16 protein-coding genes, 1 tRNA gene and 1 pseudogene are annotated in these 15509 nt (G+C 45.8%); 7 read left to right on the top strand and 11 right to left on the bottom strand.

The window, feature by feature from the left end; translation table 11 throughout:
- Genes P404_RS19070 through P404_RS0111720 form a run of 3 tightly spaced genes read right to left on the bottom strand, consistent with a single transcriptional unit; the run spans nt 1 to nt 2046 of the window.
- Nucleotides 1-246: a winged helix-turn-helix domain-containing protein gene (locus P404_RS19070; protein WP_312846198.1), complete on the bottom strand. Its 246-nt coding sequence runs from the start codon at nt 244-246 to the stop codon at nt 1-3.
- Complete coding sequence (locus P404_RS19065) at nt 240-680, bottom strand: response regulator transcription factor (RefSeq protein ID WP_312846199.1); 441 nt, start codon at nt 678-680, stop codon at nt 240-242. Before P404_RS19065 ends, P404_RS19070 begins: the two co-directional genes overlap by 7 nt.
- Before the next feature lie 4 nt (nt 681-684).
- On the bottom strand, nt 685-2046 hold the full coding sequence (locus P404_RS0111720; protein WP_026830875.1) for a sensor histidine kinase: 1362 nt from the start codon (nt 2044-2046) through the stop codon (nt 685-687).
- A 375-nt stretch (nt 2047-2421) separates the two neighbouring features.
- Between P404_RS0111720 and P404_RS18270 the strand changes: the two genes are divergently transcribed.
- A complete protein-coding gene (locus tag P404_RS18270; RefSeq protein ID WP_081809597.1) occupies nt 2422-2568 on the top strand; it encodes a DUF1541 domain-containing protein in 147 nt (48 codons plus the stop codon).
- A gap of 38 nt (nt 2569-2606) precedes the next feature.
- Here P404_RS18270 and P404_RS0111710 read toward each other — a convergent pair.
- Both P404_RS0111710 and P404_RS0111705 read right to left on the bottom strand, forming a co-directional pair.
- Nucleotides 2607-2679 (bottom strand) — tRNA-Val (locus P404_RS0111710).
- Between the two features lie 161 nt (nt 2680-2840).
- Nucleotides 2841-3467, bottom strand: coding sequence for a nitroreductase family protein (locus P404_RS0111705; protein ID WP_026830874.1), 627 nt, complete (start codon nt 3465-3467; stop codon nt 2841-2843).
- Nucleotides 3468-3659: 192 nt separating this feature from the next.
- Between P404_RS0111705 and yhfH the strand changes: the two genes are divergently transcribed.
- From yhfH to P404_RS0111680, 5 genes are all read left to right on the top strand, one after another.
- Nucleotides 3660-3806, top strand: a complete 147-nt coding sequence (yhfH, locus tag P404_RS18265) for a protein YhfH (protein ID WP_251135546.1) — start codon at nt 3660-3662, stop codon at nt 3804-3806.
- Nucleotides 3807-4011: 205 nt separating this feature from the next.
- Nucleotides 4012-4860: a polysaccharide deacetylase family protein gene (locus P404_RS0111695; protein WP_236624394.1), complete on the top strand. Its 849-nt coding sequence runs from the start codon at nt 4012-4014 to the stop codon at nt 4858-4860.
- Nucleotides 4861-5060: 200 nt separating this feature from the next.
- Complete coding sequence (locus tag P404_RS0111690) at nt 5061-5474, top strand: hypothetical protein (RefSeq protein ID WP_236624393.1); 414 nt, start codon at nt 5061-5063, stop codon at nt 5472-5474.
- 33 nt (nt 5475-5507) lie between these two features.
- Nucleotides 5508-6158, top strand: coding sequence for a YkyA family protein (locus tag P404_RS0111685; RefSeq protein ID WP_236624392.1), 651 nt, complete (start codon nt 5508-5510; stop codon nt 6156-6158).
- Between the two features lie 93 nt (nt 6159-6251).
- Nucleotides 6252-7157 carry an EamA family transporter gene (locus P404_RS0111680; protein WP_014969517.1) on the top strand — a complete coding sequence of 302 codons (906 nt, stop codon included), beginning with the start codon at nt 6252-6254 and terminating at the stop codon, nt 7155-7157.
- A gap of 23 nt (nt 7158-7180) precedes the next feature.
- Here P404_RS0111680 and nagE read toward each other — a convergent pair whose 3' ends face one another.
- The 5 genes and pseudogenes from nagE to P404_RS0111655 all read right to left on the bottom strand — a co-directional run bounded on the left by nagE (nt 7181) and on the right by P404_RS0111655 (nt 11787).
- Nucleotides 7181-8689 (bottom strand): N-acetylglucosamine-specific PTS transporter subunit IIBC, encoded by a 1509-nt coding sequence (gene nagE / locus P404_RS0111675; RefSeq protein WP_014969516.1) that lies wholly within the window; start codon nt 8687-8689, stop codon nt 7181-7183.
- 177 nt (nt 8690-8866) lie between these two features.
- A pseudogene (locus P404_RS19120) lies at nt 8867-9710 on the bottom strand (IS3 family transposase).
- The gene (locus P404_RS19115; protein WP_051590468.1) at nt 9695-10204 is read right to left on the bottom strand and encodes a helix-turn-helix domain-containing protein; all 510 of its coding nucleotides are present in this window, start codon (nt 10202-10204) and stop codon (nt 9695-9697) included. The pseudogene P404_RS19120 and the gene P404_RS19115 overlap by 16 nt, the downstream one beginning before the upstream one ends.
- Before the next feature lie 81 nt (nt 10205-10285).
- On the bottom strand, nt 10286-10483 hold the full coding sequence (locus tag P404_RS0111660; RefSeq protein WP_014969515.1) for a CsbD family protein: 198 nt from the start codon (nt 10481-10483) through the stop codon (nt 10286-10288).
- 101 nt (nt 10484-10584) lie between these two features.
- On the bottom strand, nt 10585-11787 hold the full coding sequence (locus P404_RS0111655; protein ID WP_026830870.1) for an ornithine--oxo-acid transaminase: 1203 nt from the start codon (nt 11785-11787) through the stop codon (nt 10585-10587).
- A gap of 171 nt (nt 11788-11958) precedes the next feature.
- Between P404_RS0111655 and P404_RS0111650 the strand changes: the two genes are divergently transcribed.
- Nucleotides 11959-13998, top strand: a complete 2040-nt coding sequence (locus P404_RS0111650; protein WP_026830869.1) for a sensor domain-containing protein — start codon at nt 11959-11961, stop codon at nt 13996-13998.
- Between the two features lie 95 nt (nt 13999-14093).
- Here P404_RS0111650 and P404_RS0111645 read toward each other — a convergent pair whose 3' ends face one another.
- A complete protein-coding gene (locus P404_RS0111645; RefSeq protein WP_014969512.1) occupies nt 14094-15488 on the bottom strand; it encodes a basic amino acid/polyamine antiporter in 1395 nt (464 codons plus the stop codon).
- Nucleotides 15489-15509 lie beyond the last annotated feature (21 nt).

Below are 15509 nucleotides of genomic sequence, written 5' to 3'. Positions count from 1 at the left end.
TCAAACCTCTGTCGTCCGCTCGATCAACCGGTATCCGACTCCGCGAACCGTCTCTAAATAACAGTCAATCGGAAAACCGAAGCGGCGCAATTTTTCACGAAGATGCCGAATGTGGGAATCGATCGTCCGCGGCTCAATCAATTGTTTCTCTCCCCAAAGCGACATGACGAGTTGTTCTCTTGATAAGATCCTGTTTTTCGAAGCTAACAGTTTCCCTAAAAGCTGAAATTCCGTTTTCGTCAGCAATTTTTTTTCTGATCAAAGGTACATTGATACGAAGCAGGATCGTAGTACAGTCCTTGAAATGTTTCACTTTCATTTTTGACTCGACCAATCAATAATTCGATCCGTGCCAGTAATTCTCCTTCATGAATCGGTTTTGCGACATAGTCATCCGCCCCTACTTCATGCCCCCGTAAAATATCGTCCTTTTGATTTCGTGCCGTCAACATGATGATCGGAAAATCAGCTGACTGCCGTATTTTTTGACACAATATCCATCCGTCCATTTCAGGCATCATGACATCGAGTAATGCCAAGTCGATTGGTACTGTTCGGACAAGTTCAAGTGCTTTTTCCGCAGAATCGACCAGGTGACACGTATGCCCGTGAGGTGTTAGATACAACTTCATCAACTGCAGCATCCGCTGTTCATCGTCGACGATTAATATACGTCCCATCTCTTCATCCCTTCCATTGCACCGTCACAATCGTCCCAGCATTCGGTTCACTTTTTATATCGAGTAACGCATCATGCGCTTGAACGATCGCCGTCGCAATCGTTAATCCGAGACCAGATCCTCCGTGACTTCTTGAACGTGATGGCTCACTCCGATACAATCGTTTTTTCACATGCGGTAATGCCTCTTCAGCAATCCCGATTCCTGTGTCCCTGATCGTAAAATAAGGTCCGATATCATTTGTTCCGTACCGTACTTTAATTTCACCAGTTTCTGTGTACTTCCGTGCATTGTCCAACAGATTCAAAATGACTTGCCCGAGTCGAATTTCGTCTCCAGTCACCAGCACAGGATGACCGGAAACAACAAACTGAAGTCCTTTTTCTTCGATGGCAGGTCTTGTTTTTTCAGCAATCGATAAGATGACCTGATCAAGAGCAAGAGGCAACCGTTTTACTACAAATTCGTTTTCATCTGACCGAGCCAGGAACATCAACTGTTCAATCAATTGGCTCAGATGGTCACTTTCTTCTTTGATAATCGACAGGTACATGGTCTTTTCGGATTCCGGTAAATTCGGACGACTTAATATATCGGCATATCCTTTTACGTACGTCAGTGGTGTTCGCAGTTCATGCGAAATATGGGCCAAAAATTCTGTTCGTTCTCGATTTACATAATCCAGATCGTTTGCTAACTGTGTGATCGATCTTGCCAATGCACCGAGTTCATCGGAACGATTGATCGGCAAATCCACTTCGAGATGTCCGTCTCTCAATTTTGCAGTCGCCCGTTCCATTTTAATGAGTGGTCTTGAAATCAGTCGTGTACATATGGCTACGGTGACCAGTGATAAGAAGACTGCGATGACACCAACTTGAATAAACTGTTGTCTTAATGGTTTGACGACTTGTTGAATCAAAGCTTCCGGTGCAAACATAAACACATGTCCCTGATGAACACCCGAGATTTCAATCGGACTATCCGTCATCAAAAAATCCCCTTGTTCCGTTGGTGTTTGGAGGACCATGTCTTTACGTTGATTCTTCATTTCAGTATGCGTCAATTCTTTTCTCATTTCTTCTGTTAAACGATTCGAAGCGTTCAAGATGGTTCCTTTTTCGTCGGTAATGACGACGATAAATTCAGAAGCAGATTCCATCAGGCTGACGTGTTCGATTGTTTCTTTGTTAAATGATTCTTCCAAGACGTCACGATGCGTGTTTCCACGGTTCAGCAAGCCCAATATCACTTCATCCGTGCGTTGATTCACGAGATTCAAATATAACGTACTAAACAGAACACTTCCGATGAGAAGTATCGCCGTTAAAACGAGTAAGCCGATGTAATGAGAAATGTGTTTCATGTCACCCCTCCTTGTCTTTCTAGGATATAAGTTTAAAGATTTTTTAATCGAACTTGTACATCAGACACGCTGAATCTAAATCGTCACGCTCTCTGCACAAAGCATGGGTATAATACTAACGTAATCAAATCAGTTTAGGGGGGAAAGCAGATGAAAAAAACAACTACTTGTCACAACCGTTGCACTCACTACCGTTTTAGGTCTGGGTGCTTGCGGAACGGATTCAAAGTCTAGTTCCCATGACATGCATGACGATATGAATGCTTCGCATGATGGAATGATGCATTCGAGTGATGGAAAATTCCGAACGGGCTCAAACAAGCAAAGGACCCGAAGTTTAAGGATAACGCTAAAGTCATCCTCTCTTCCGATCACATGCAAGGGATGGACGGTGCTGACGCAACGATTGATCGTACTGAACAAACGACAGTATACAGGGTCGATTTCAAGCCAACAACAGGCGGAAAAACCGTCAAACACCATAAATGGGTCACAGAGGACGACCTGCAGGCAGATAACTAAAAAAGCCCGCTCATCATAGGATGAACGGGCTTTTGGTATGATTCTGACTGGGCTCGAACCAGCGACCTCTACCCTGTCAAGGTAGCGCTCTCCCAGCTGAGCTACAGAATCATGATGCAGTACGTGATGTACTTGCTAGGACATGTATTAATATAGCAAGAAACTAACAATCTGACAAGTACTTTTCTAAAAAAATATGAAAAAGAACTAGAAATGGGACTGAAGCACACCACGCATCAAGAAATACAGGCTTTTTTCAGTCCCGTCTCCTGTTATAAGATCGTTGTTACCTGATCAACCGGTAATCGGAGTGTCGGACGTTTTTTCGCATTTTCGACTGCCTTTCCAACTGCAATCAACATGACAGGCACATACCGCTCATCTGTAATGAACGTTTCTGTAAAGGTTTGATGGTTGAACCCACCCATTGCGAGCGTCGATAACCCCTTCGCTTCCGCAACCAACATCAGTTGCATCGCAGCCAGGCTCGCATTCGACATCGCTGCATCACGGGCATAGACTTCGCTTTGATAAGCTCCCTCTACTTGTCCTTTAATGGAATCAAACAAGTCTTCTGTCATTCCGCCCGCCTCGACTGCCGGTCCGTATACGGGATTGTAGTTCCGGTTTGCCTGCAGATCCCCGAGAACTGCAATGACGACTGAAGAGGAACTGACGGCAGGTTGATTATAAGCAATCGGAGCCAGTTGTTGTTTTGCTTCTTCTGAATGGAACGCCAAGAAATGCCAATGCTGTAAGTTCCAGGCACTTGGTGCAGCTGTCGTTAATTCGATAAGTTCCTGTACTTCCTGTTCGGATAGTTTAAAGGTCTCGTCGTAATGACGAACCGAACGACGTTCTGTTAAAAGTGCTAATGTTTCAGGTAATGTCTGATTCATGATGATCCCCCTCTAAGTTTATCTGTTTACTTTGTTATCGTATCATCCTGTGTGTCGACTGTCATACGACAAGACTTATCTAAAATTCATCTGTTATAAAACAAAGGTTGACTAAATCAAACTGTACTAGTACAATAAAATAAATTAAGTGTTATTTGCGGACACATTTACTAACACGAGGAGGAAAACATGATGGAACAACCCCTTTACCAAGAAACGTCGCCCGAATTTTATCGCCAGCTTCCGGTCAAAACCTGCTCACATTGCGGAAAAGAAATGGATGAACAGTGCGAATCGTATAAAACAGAGTGTGACGAGTGTGCTGTTACAGAACACTGATCACTGAGTGACATGCAAAAAGAAGTCTCCGTTAGCGGATTGACTTCTTTTTTTGTCTAAAAAAAATGATTTTCTTCTATATTAAATGTATTTTTTTAAAAAATAGACCACTCAGTCATCTTTTTGTAATGTTTTTGTTACAAATGAAATAGACAAAATGTTACAGTTAAAGCATACGATTTTCCGTAAAGGAGCTCAGACATCGATGGACTCATACAACTCAGGTAACCCGATTGGACTTGGTCCAAGACACCGAAAACCAAAACGAAAGTATGTCGCTAAGCTTTTTATTTTTCTAGCCCTTCTGTTGCTTCCGATCGGCGGTTATGTCATTTATCAATACCTCAGTTCGAACCAACAGCAAACTGCCGTAAAGTCCGTACAGTCACTAAGTGAAGTCCCGGTTGCAAATCTCGACAAAGCACGTGTCGAAAAATGGAACGGCATTACTAAAAAAGTGGCTTACCTGACTTTTGAAGATGGTCCGACAGCATTGACGTCAGATATTTTACAGTCATTAAAGGAACAAAACGCCAAAGCAACGTTCTTTTTGATGGGTCCTAACATCAATCAGCAAGCGAATGTGGTGCGTACGATGTCAAATGACGGTCACTACATCGGATTACACAGTGAAACGCACGACTACGATACGTTATATGAAAAGAAGCAATATGTTCCCGAAATGCTGCGTGTTCAAAAACAAATCAAGCAACTGACGGGTCATGCCCCACTTCTGACACGTCCGCCGTACGGTTCGTCTCCCAGCATTACCAAATCGATTGCGAAAGAAATCGAACGAGCAAATCTTCGGGTGTGGGACTGGTCAATCGATTCGATGGATTGGTACTACAAGGACAGTGCCAAGGAAGTTGCTAAAACAGTCATTGATCGGGCGGAGGATCCCGTCGAAATCATCCTGTTACACGAACAACCGCAAACGTTGCGCGCATTACCGGCAATCATTGCAGGTCTCAAGAAAAAAGGTTATCAATTCTCGATTTATGATGAAGACTTCCATATTCCCTATAATTTTTCGAAATACCCAAATCTGTAAGGAGCTACGATAGTCAATTACCCATCACTAAAGTGACAGGCTTGTGAAAGCCTGAAATGGACTAGTCTCGGTTCTTACGAACTCCGTTGGTTGGGTCATGACACCTCTCGGTACCTGTTCTAGCCGATTGCCCTGTCGTCTGTGATTAAAAGTCCTGTTGGGTCGGGACGGTGTTGCAGATGTAAAACGCCTTCCCAACATTGACGAAGAACACACACATCGAAAATGGACTGGAGAAGCGTCATGCTGTCGACGCACGTTGCATCAGCGGGAATCGACTAGCAGAAGCACCGAAGGTGTCGTATCTTTTCCGACAGGTACGCGCGAACAACCGTCAACTGCATCAGATGACCATCGGAAAGGCTGGTAAAAGAAAGGCGAACAAAGCGGAGCGCCTTGTCCACGGCTATCAACTGTTCGACAAGGTGCAGTACGAGGGACAGACGTGTTTCGTGTTCGGAAGACGTAAGACCGGCTATTTCGACCTTAGGACGTTACAAGGAGTCCGCGTTCATAAATCCGCTTCGCATAAGAAACTGATACTACTTGAGAGAGCGACGACATGGCTCGTCGACATCCAACCAGAAGGAGGTGAGGGTCGGCTCCTCCCATGACTGAAGTCACGGGTCTCCGCCACCCTATAAACAATGAAAAAACGGATGTTTTTAGCTAGTAGTTTGACCGGTCTCAGCATCCTTCTACTCAGTGCGTGTTCGACTGATCCGGCTTCCTCGATTTACGACCAGTTAGAGAAGCAGGCGCAACTCGAACAAAAAGCGGAAACCATCGCAGAGCAACGAACACGGCAAGATGAAGTTTCTGTCAACACGTATCAGGCGGTGCTAGAGGCTGGAGCCGACGACATCAAACGTGCTCAAAATGAACGTGATGAACTGACGGATTTGAACCAAAAGCGGGTTGATCTATTAAAACAAGAACAAAAAATCCGGAGCCGTGCGTTCGAAGAGTTCGATCGACAGGAATTGACGGATGAAATAGCGACCTTACCGGCTGATGCAAAAAAAGATGGTACGGCGTTACTGGACATTTTTGATCAGAGAAAAAAAGCCTTTAACACCTTTTTAAAACGTTACGAAGCGGTGATCACCTCTGAAAAGAAAGTGCTCTCCTACTTGACCGAAAAACCGAATTTCGTTAAGATTGACGAAGCAACAGCGGATTTAAACCAAACTTCTCGTCAAGCGACAGATGCTTTAAAGACGTTTAATCAACTGACGGTCCGGTACAACGAATTAAAGCCTGCCTTTTATGAAAAGGTTGGACTCAACATTAAATAACTCACACAGGTTGCAACCAAACCCTGTCCAAAAAACCTGGACAAGGCCCCGTTGCAACCTTTTTTGTGCGTTCTAAAACATGGAGGAACCTATATGAATCGTTCTAAAGCAACACTTTTCGTCTTAATTGGTGCCATCAGCTATGGTGTCTTATCCACCATCGTCAAACTAGCATATGGTGCTGGTTTCGACTCGGCTGCCGTTTCTGGCAGCCAATTCTTTTTCGGTTGGTTGATGATTTTTATCTTAGCGTTACTGACAAAAAATTTACGGTTAGCCCCGACAACGGCGCTTACCTTAATCACGATCGGAATTTCAAGCGGGACGACCGGCTACTTGTATTACCAAAGTCTCCAAACGGTTTCAGCTTCTGTTGCCATCATTCTGCTGTTCCAATTCACGTGGATTGGTGTCGTGATTGATTCGCTTTTGACAAAACGTCTTCCATCACGTCCACACTTTTTATCGGCCGTCTTATTGATTGGTGGAGCAGTCTTAGCCAGTGCTGCTTACTCAAGTCCACTTGATCTTCGCGGCACTTTGTTTGGACTGGGTGCGGCCATCAGTTTCTCGATTTTCTTATTAGCGAGTGGTCGAGTCGCCAATCATGTCCCGGTCATCAAAAAAAGTTTTTATATGATGACCGGTGGACTCCTGTTCGTGATGATTATGTATCCCCCAACAACCTTCCTGACTGTCTCGAATTTTGAACAAGGGTTGATTTGGTACGCGCTGCCGCTTGGATTGTTTGCCTTGATTTTGCCACCGCTTCTGTTTGCTGCAGGAGCACCACATCTCAGTTCTGCTAGTGTCTCGTTGTTAGGAGCTGCAGAACTCCCGACAGCTGTCATCTGTTCGGTCCTCATCTTGGGTGAACACCTATCCGCTTCCCAGTGGATCGGGATCATCATCATCTTAATCGGGATCTTCTACCCGATTTATGTGAGTAGTCTTAAACAACCTACTGTTTCTGTTCAACGTCAAAACGACCTTTCCTGAAAAAATCAGGAAAGGCCGTTTTTTTATTTTTGCCGTTTCATGGCATCTGCTACGAATTCGACATCGGTACCGATGATGATTTGGACATTTGTTGCGCCCATCTTCATGACACCTTTTGCTCCTGCAGCTTTAATCGCTGCTTCATCAATGATGCTTGCATCCTTTACTTGAAGACGGAGGCGTGTCGCACAGTTATCAATCGCCGTCACGTTCTCCGTTCCTTGTAATCCTGCAAAAATCCGGGCTGCCTGTTGCTCATACTTGTCATCAGACACTCCTGCGACAAGTCCCGTGTCCGTTACGAGTGATTCATCTTCACGACCCGGTGTTTTCAGATCAAACTTCGTGATCATGAAGTAGAATAGGAAGTAATAGATGACCGCGAACGCCAGACCAACGAGAAGTAACAGTAAGGGTTTGGTCGCAATCCCAAAATTCAAGACATAATCGATGAATCCTGCTGAGAAGGAGAAGCCGTGCAGAATACCAAGTAAGTTGACGACGGCCATTGACACACCGGTCAGAACAGCATGAATCACGTACAAGACAGGTGACAAGAACATAAACGAAAACTCAATCGGTTCCGTGATTCCGGTCAAGAACGAGGTTAATCCTAAACCAATCATCGCTCCCGCGACCGCTTTACGATTTTCCTTCCGTGCTGCCATGACCATTGCGGCAGCAGCGGCCGGCAAGGCAAACATCATGATTGGGAAGAATCCAGCTTGATAAATACCGGCCGTCGGATCACCGGCGAAGAACCGGGCGATATCTCCGTTCGCAATCGTTCCGTCTGCTTTTTCGTAGGAACCAAAGACGAACCAAAAAATATTATTTAAGACATGGTGAAGACCTACAGGAATCAAGAGTCGGTTGAAGAAACCAAACAGGGCGGCTCCTCCGGCTCCAAGGCTGACCATCCACTCTCCTGCATTGTTGATCCCGTCTTCGATGAACGGCCATAAGTAACCAAATACAAATGCTAGAACTAGCATCGCTGCTGAAGTAACGATCGGAACAAAACGACGTCCCCCAAAGAAGGCTAACCAATCCGGCAATTTAATATTATAAAAACGGTTGTATAACAGTCCGGCGACGATACCGGCGATGATTCCGCCAAACACTGCCATGTTGACCATCGAACCTAAAGTCGCCTGACTGGCGATGGAACTCAAGGTCGCCCCATCGACCTTGGTCGAGGAATCATTGACGATGGCGGCAATCGCATCATACTTCGCCTGAATCTGAGCATCCGAATAATCTTTATTCATCGAGTCGACGCCCGTCTTTAGAACCAAATACCCGACCGCTCCCGCTAAACCAGCGGCTCCACTTGCATCAATCGATAAACCAATCGCTACACCAATCGCAAAAATCAGCGGCAAGTTATCAAAAATCGCCCCACCGGCAGCAACCATCAGTGGAACATCTAACATATCTGCTGATCCGAGTCGAAGGACAATTCCTGCGGCTGGTAAAACGGCAATCGGTAACATCAATGCTTTACCGATTCGTTGAAGAAACTGCAACATACACTTCACCCTTTCTGGATAAAAAACTAATAATGACATGACGATGAAAACGCTTTAACACTTATTATTATTATTCCACATACACATCTAAATGACTAGACCTTTATACAAATTTTTTAACAAAAAAAGATCCCTCTGAATGAACTGAACCAAAAAAGTTAGACAATAAATAATTTGTCAGGCGACCTTGAGGACCTGAGTCCGGTATTCCACCGGGCTCAGGTTTTTTAGGCGTCTCTTGATACGACGATGGTTATAGTACTCGATATAACGCTTGAGCTCACATTTGAAGTGGTCCATGTCATCGAACTCCTTGAGATACAGGAGCTCTGACTTGAGCACGGCGAAGAAGCTTTCGATGGCTGCGTTGTCGAGACAGTTGCCCTTACGGGACATACTTTGCGTGATGCCGTGCTCGTATGAACGCTCGGTACTGATAATGCCAACCTTGATCGGAATGGAGGATTGGCCGTTCCTTCCCGTCGAGCTTCCCGATTGCCTGGTCCAACATTTCGCCGACGAATCGGTATGTAGGGCGGTCCGACATCGTATAGGCAATGATCTCACGGTTTCCCAAGTCCATCATCGGCGAGAGGTAGAGCTTCTCCCCGAAGAGGTGAAACTCAGTGACGTCAGTCACCCATTTCTGGTTCAGGCCGGAGGCCTTGAAGTCACGTTGGAGAAGATTCGGTGCGATTTCTCCGATCCGTCCCTTGTAAGAGCGATATCGCTTCATGCGAACGAGACACTTGAGCCCGAGCTCGTCCATGAGACGGCGCACGGTCTTCGGATCGTGCCGGAAGCCTTGGCGTTCGAGAAGTGCGTGGATGCGACGATAGCCACATCGACCCTCGTGTTCGTGGAAGAGGGTATGGATGGCAGCCTTCACCTCCGCATACTTGTCTTCGCCCGTCAGGCGCGTCCGCCAATAGTAGTAGACGCTCCGGGCCATACCGAGCACGCGGAGGAGTCCTAGGACGGGATAGACCGCCCGCAACTCGTCGATTACTTGCGCCTTGATCCGGTTCGTCGCGCATTCTCTTCTTGAACCAAGGCTCTCAATTTTTTTAACGCAGCGTTCTCCATCTCGAGATACTCGACCCGCTCCTTGAGCTTCTCGACTTCTGTCATTTCTTCAAAATCCTTCTTCTTGCGTCTCGCCATCGGGGCACGTCCTTTCGGTCTGGCGACCAGACCTGCGGTCCCTTTCCGTTCATACGTCGCTCGCCAGTTCGAGATCATCCCTGGGGAGGAGATTCTGTATTTTATGGCCGCCTCTATGTAGGACAGCTCATTGGTCGCCATGTCGTTTAATACCTCCAGTTTAAATGCCGGCGAGTGTGTTGTATAGGAAGGATCGAAGATCGTCTCTCCCCATCGCTCATAGAGACGCGACCACTCACGGATTCGTTCACGTGCTATCCCGAATTCCTCCGCCATAATCTGGTATCCGTCTCGTCCCGTCAGGTAATGTTCAGCAACCTTGATCTTAAACGCCTTCGTATATTTGACCATAAAAAACACCCCATAAAAGTTGGATTTTTATGTCCAACTTTTATGGGGCAGTTCATGAAAAGGGACCTTATTGGATCTACATTAACGACGATTCATATCATCAAGGTTTTGTTGAACATTCCCAACTGTCTTTTTCGCGTCGCCTTTCAGCTGATCTTTTTTGCCTTCACGTTCTGTTGACTTATCCCCCGTTGCTTTTCCAAGCGCTTCTTTCGCTTTTCCAGCAACTTTATCAACCATACCATCTGCTTTTTTGTTTAACCCACTATCGTTTGACATGTTCATTCCCCCTTATTTTTTTACCGCATAATAGTATGTTCCCAACTGAAACAGATTCAAACCTAAAAAACTCCCCATCGTTTCCGACAGGGAGTTCTCCGTTACTGTGCGACTGATACACCGAGTACTTGTTCGATCCGTTCAAATGCCCAGTCCAATTCTTCTTTCGTAATGACGAGTGGTGGTGCAAAGCGGATAACCGTTTCGTGTGTTTCTTTACAGAGTAATCCTTTTTCTTTTAAAGCTTCACAATACGGACGGGCTGCTTCCGTCAGTTCAACGCCAATAAACAACCCACGACCACGAACATCTTTAATCAACGGATTATCGATCTCTTTGAGACGATTCATGAAGTACGTGCCGAGCTCAAGTGAACGTTCTGGTAGTTTTTCTTCTTCTAATACTTCGAGTGAAGCGACAGAGACGGCACAGGCTAATGGATTTCCACCAAACGTCGAACCGTGCGATCCCGGGTTGAAGACATTTAAGATGTCACGATTCGCCGCGACACATGAAATAGGGAAGACGCCACCACCAAGCGCTTTACCTAAGATATACATATCCGGTACTACGTTATCCCAGTCTGACGCAAACCATTTTCCTGAACGTCCAAGACCTGATTGGATTTCATCCGAGACAAGCAAGACATTATGTTCCTTACACACGTCTTGTGCGTCTTTCAGGAATCCTTCGTACGGAATCAAGATCCCTGCTTCGCCTTGGATCGGCTCGATGATGAACGCTGCTGTATTTTCCGTGATTGCTCCTTTTAATGCTTCTAAATCGCCATATGGAATCGTTTTGATTCCCGGCAAGAGCGGTCCGAAACCACGTCGATACTCTGCTTCCGTTGACATCGAGACAGCCGTCATCGTTCGTCCGTGAAAGTTGCCTTCACAGACGATGATTTCTGCATCTCCCGGAATTTGTTTCACTTCATATGCCCAACGACGCGACGCTTTAACGGCTGTTTCGACCGCTTCTGCCCCTGTATTCATCGGCAAGACCATATCTTTTCCTGTCAGTTGTGCGACCTTCTCATAGAAGAAACCGAGCTGATCATTGTGAAAAGCACGTGACGTCAACGTAATTTTATCGGCTTGGCGTTTTAAGGCATCAATGATTTTTGGATGACGATGTCCTTGGTTTACCGCCGAATAGGCGCTGAGCATGTCCATATACTGTCGACCTTCTGGGTCTTTGACGAAGACACCTTCTGCTTCTGAAATAACGATTGGCAGTGGATGATAGTTGTGAGCCCCGAATTTTTCTGTCTGTGTGATGATTTTCTCTGTTTGATTCATGAATAGTCCCCCTTTTTACTTAGAAAACGCTTTCAAGATGATTATAACAGATTCTACGCGATAATCTTCAATCGAAATACAGGACTTCTTTGCATGAGAATTGAATATATTGGGAATAGACAAGACAAGTGAACCGTCATCTCTGTTAACTAAAAGGAGTGTGCGCCCGTAATGGATCGTCCGATCATCAATTCCTATGAAACTGTCATGCAAGGGTTCCCTTTACCTGCATTCATCTTACGTGTGGATTTAACCGTTCATTCTTGGAACGAAGCTGCTGAATCCTATTGGGGGTGGTCTGCCCAAGAAATCACGGGCCGGCTTGTTCCCCTCCTCGATCAAGAGGATGCCGCCTTTAGTCGACAAATCTGGCAGTCGTTTTTAGAACGACGTCAATCGATGCAACTGCCGAACACGACATTTCTGCATAAATCTGGCGAACAGCTGACGGCAACGTTACTTGTCTCACCACTCTTCGATGAACAAAATGAGGTGATTGGGGCGTTTTTCTGCCAGCTCCCTTCATCGGATCAGCAGACAAATAGTAAACCGCTGTTTCAAGGACTGATGGATTTACGGTATGCCTTTGACCAAATCGCTTGCGTCCTCGTCCTTGATGCACGCGGCACGATTCAATATGCCAATACCAACATGACAGACCTCACCGGTTTTTGTCCGCAGACGTTACTCGACCAACCGTGGACGATGTTGTTGAATTCGTCCGAAGAGGTCCTTTCGACGATCCGCTCACAAATCAAGCAGAAAAAAGCGTGGTCCGGAAAGCTGCCCATCCTGACGAACGGTGATCAAGAAAAAGTCCTTCAAGCCACTCTAATTCCAATCTATGATGTGAACGGCGTCCGTTTCCAGCATATCTTCATCGGTACTGATATCACCGAAACCGAACAGCTAGAGCAGGAACTCGATTTTCTTGTCCATCATCATGAGATGACCCATCTGTTGAATAAACGTGGATTTCTCCGTGAAGGCAATACTTTATTTTCAGAAGCGACAGATCAAACTCCAATCTCGCTCATCTTATTTGATATCGACCGGTTCAAAGTCATCAATGATTCTTTTGGGACCCATGTAGGAGATCAGCTGCTTCAGGCGTTAGCGAAACGCCTTTCACAACATGCTGAACAAAAGTTGACCTTTCACCCGACAAGCGATTTGTTTGGTTTACTGGTGGTGGTCACGGATCGGAATGGTTTGTTCCAGTATGCGCGAAAATTACAACAAGCTCTTCAACGTCCCTACTATATCAATGGTCATTCCTTGATTATTTCGTGTACCTTTGGAATCACCACCTACCCGTCCGAGGCCAAATCGTTAGATGATCTGTATCGCCGTTCGGAAATGGCCTTATATGCCGGAAAAGCTATCGGGACAGGTACGATTCAATACTTGACCCATGAAATGGACGAACAGTTCACACGGAAACTGCAACTGGAACGCTCATTGTTTACAGCACTTGAGGATCACTCTCTCCATTTAGCCTATCAACCGATCATCAATTTAAAAACGAAACAGGTCGACGGATTCGAAGCTTTGCTACGATGGAACCATACCGCTCTCGGCAGCATTCCCCCTGACGAGTTCATTCCTCTAGCTGAAGAAGCTGCTTTGATCACCCCGATCAATAACTGGGTCGTCCTTGAAGCGTGTGAGCAGCTGGCAAAATGGCAAGAACGTATTTCAGATGATTTGACGATGGCGATCAATATCTCTCCGCATCAGTTCCAAAGTGACTCATTCGTTCGGACGTTACAGCATATCGTTGGTCAAAAAAAAATCAATCCACGTTTCGTCACTCTGGAGATGACTGAAAATATCGCCATCCTTCAGACACAACGGACGGTTGAACGGATGCAGTTGATCAAGTCGCTTGGTTTCCGACTTTCGATCGATGATTTCGGAACAGGGTATTCTTCTCTCCAATATTTACGTGCCTTTCCGATTGATGAACTAAAAATCGATAAAGTCTTCATTGATGGAATCGATTCAGGGGAAAACGGTTTACTGGATTCCATCATCCAACTTGGTCGGAATCTGAACTTGAATCTTGTGGCGGAAGGCGTCGAGACGGCAAGTGCACTACGCTACCTAGAAGCAACTGCGTGTCAGCAAATGCAAGGCTTCATTTTCTCAGAACCGTTGTCTGTCACAGAGATTGAAGAGCGGTTTGGTCCGTCGACTCCTGAAATTTGAGCCAATCTTGCGGGTTTTCGGCATAAAAAAATGCTCTCATCCTAGTTGGATGGGAGCATTCTCTTTAGACTTCAGTTAGTCTCTACAGGTTTTTCTTACAATTGAATCTGTCCAACGACCATTCCGTATACGGCAACTGCCGCTAAAAGGACAAGGATACCACTCGCGATCATTTCATAACGCGACATGCCTCCACGTTTTTGTTCACGTTCTGCCATCAGGTAAGCAATGATGCCTGGCGCATAGACAAGCGCTGCGATGACGATATACCAAATACCTGAAGCATAAACAAGCCAAAGTGAATAGAGTGCCGCAATCGTTGAGAAAATCAACATTTTTTGATTACGTTCTGCTTTTGAGAAACGGACACTGTAGATGGCTGACAGTAAATAAGGCAACAAGGCACAGATACCTGCGATACTTGATAACACCAAGTAGGTTTGCGCAGAGAATAAGGCGATTCCTGCAACCAGTTGTGTCGCGATTTGCGTAATCAACAACGCCCCGACTGGAGCCCCTTTCCGGTTCGTCTTCGCAAAGAATTTCGGGAAGGCACCATCTTTTGCGACGAGATAGGAAATCTCAGAGGCAAGGATCGTCCATCCGAGTAAAGCACCTGACAAAGAAATGATCAGACCGATCATGATGAGTGTTGCTCCAAACGGACCGATCGCTGCTTCGAGCACATATGCCATCGTCGGTTCTTGTAATCCGGCCAGTTCTGCTTGACTCAAGACACCTAGTGACAAAACAGAAATCAGGATATAGATGACGAGTACACCGACAAGTCCCATGACTGTCGCCTTTCCGACATCACTCCGTTTTTTCGCACGGGTTGATAAGACGACGGCTCCTTCAATTCCAACAAAGGCCCATAAGGTGACGAGCATCGTTCCTTTGACTTGCGTAAAGATACTTCCTAATTCCGTTCCTTCTCCCCAAAAGTCGAGGTTAAACGTCTTGACGTTAAAGGCGATTGCCACCAATAAAATAAAAATCAAGATTGGAACCAATTTGGCGATCGTCGTAATTAAATTGACGAGTGTCGCTTCCTTGATTCCACTGGAGACGATAAAGAACAATCCCCAGACGACGACAACACTCATTGCCAGTAAAAATACACGATTTTCTGATGAAAAAATCGGGAAAAAGTAACTGAGTGCGTTAAACACCAACGTGATGTTGGCGACTGTCCCGATCCAAGCGGAGACCCAATATCCCCAGGCACTGTTGAAGCCGATAAACCGTCCGAACCCTTCGCGTGCATAGGCGTAGATGCCACCTTCAAGTTCCGGTTTACTGTTCGCAAGGTGTTGAAAAACGAGTGCTAACATGATCATACCGAGACCCGTGATTCCCCAACCGATCAGAATCGGTCCTGCGCTCGCTTTTTGAGCCATCGCTCCAGGAAGATTAAATGCTCCCCCGCCGACCATTGAACCGATGACCATTGCGGCTAATGCGAAAAAGCCAATTTTTTGTTGATTCATTCTCTACACACGTCCTTTAAT

It is taken from the genome of Exiguobacterium antarcticum DSM 14480 (assembly GCF_000685865.1).
Lineage (GTDB): Bacteria > Bacillota > Bacilli > Exiguobacteriales > Exiguobacteriaceae > Exiguobacterium_A > Exiguobacterium_A antarcticum.
The sequence above is the reverse complement of the archived record's forward strand: the minus strand, read 5'-3'. Positions and strand labels throughout refer to the sequence as shown.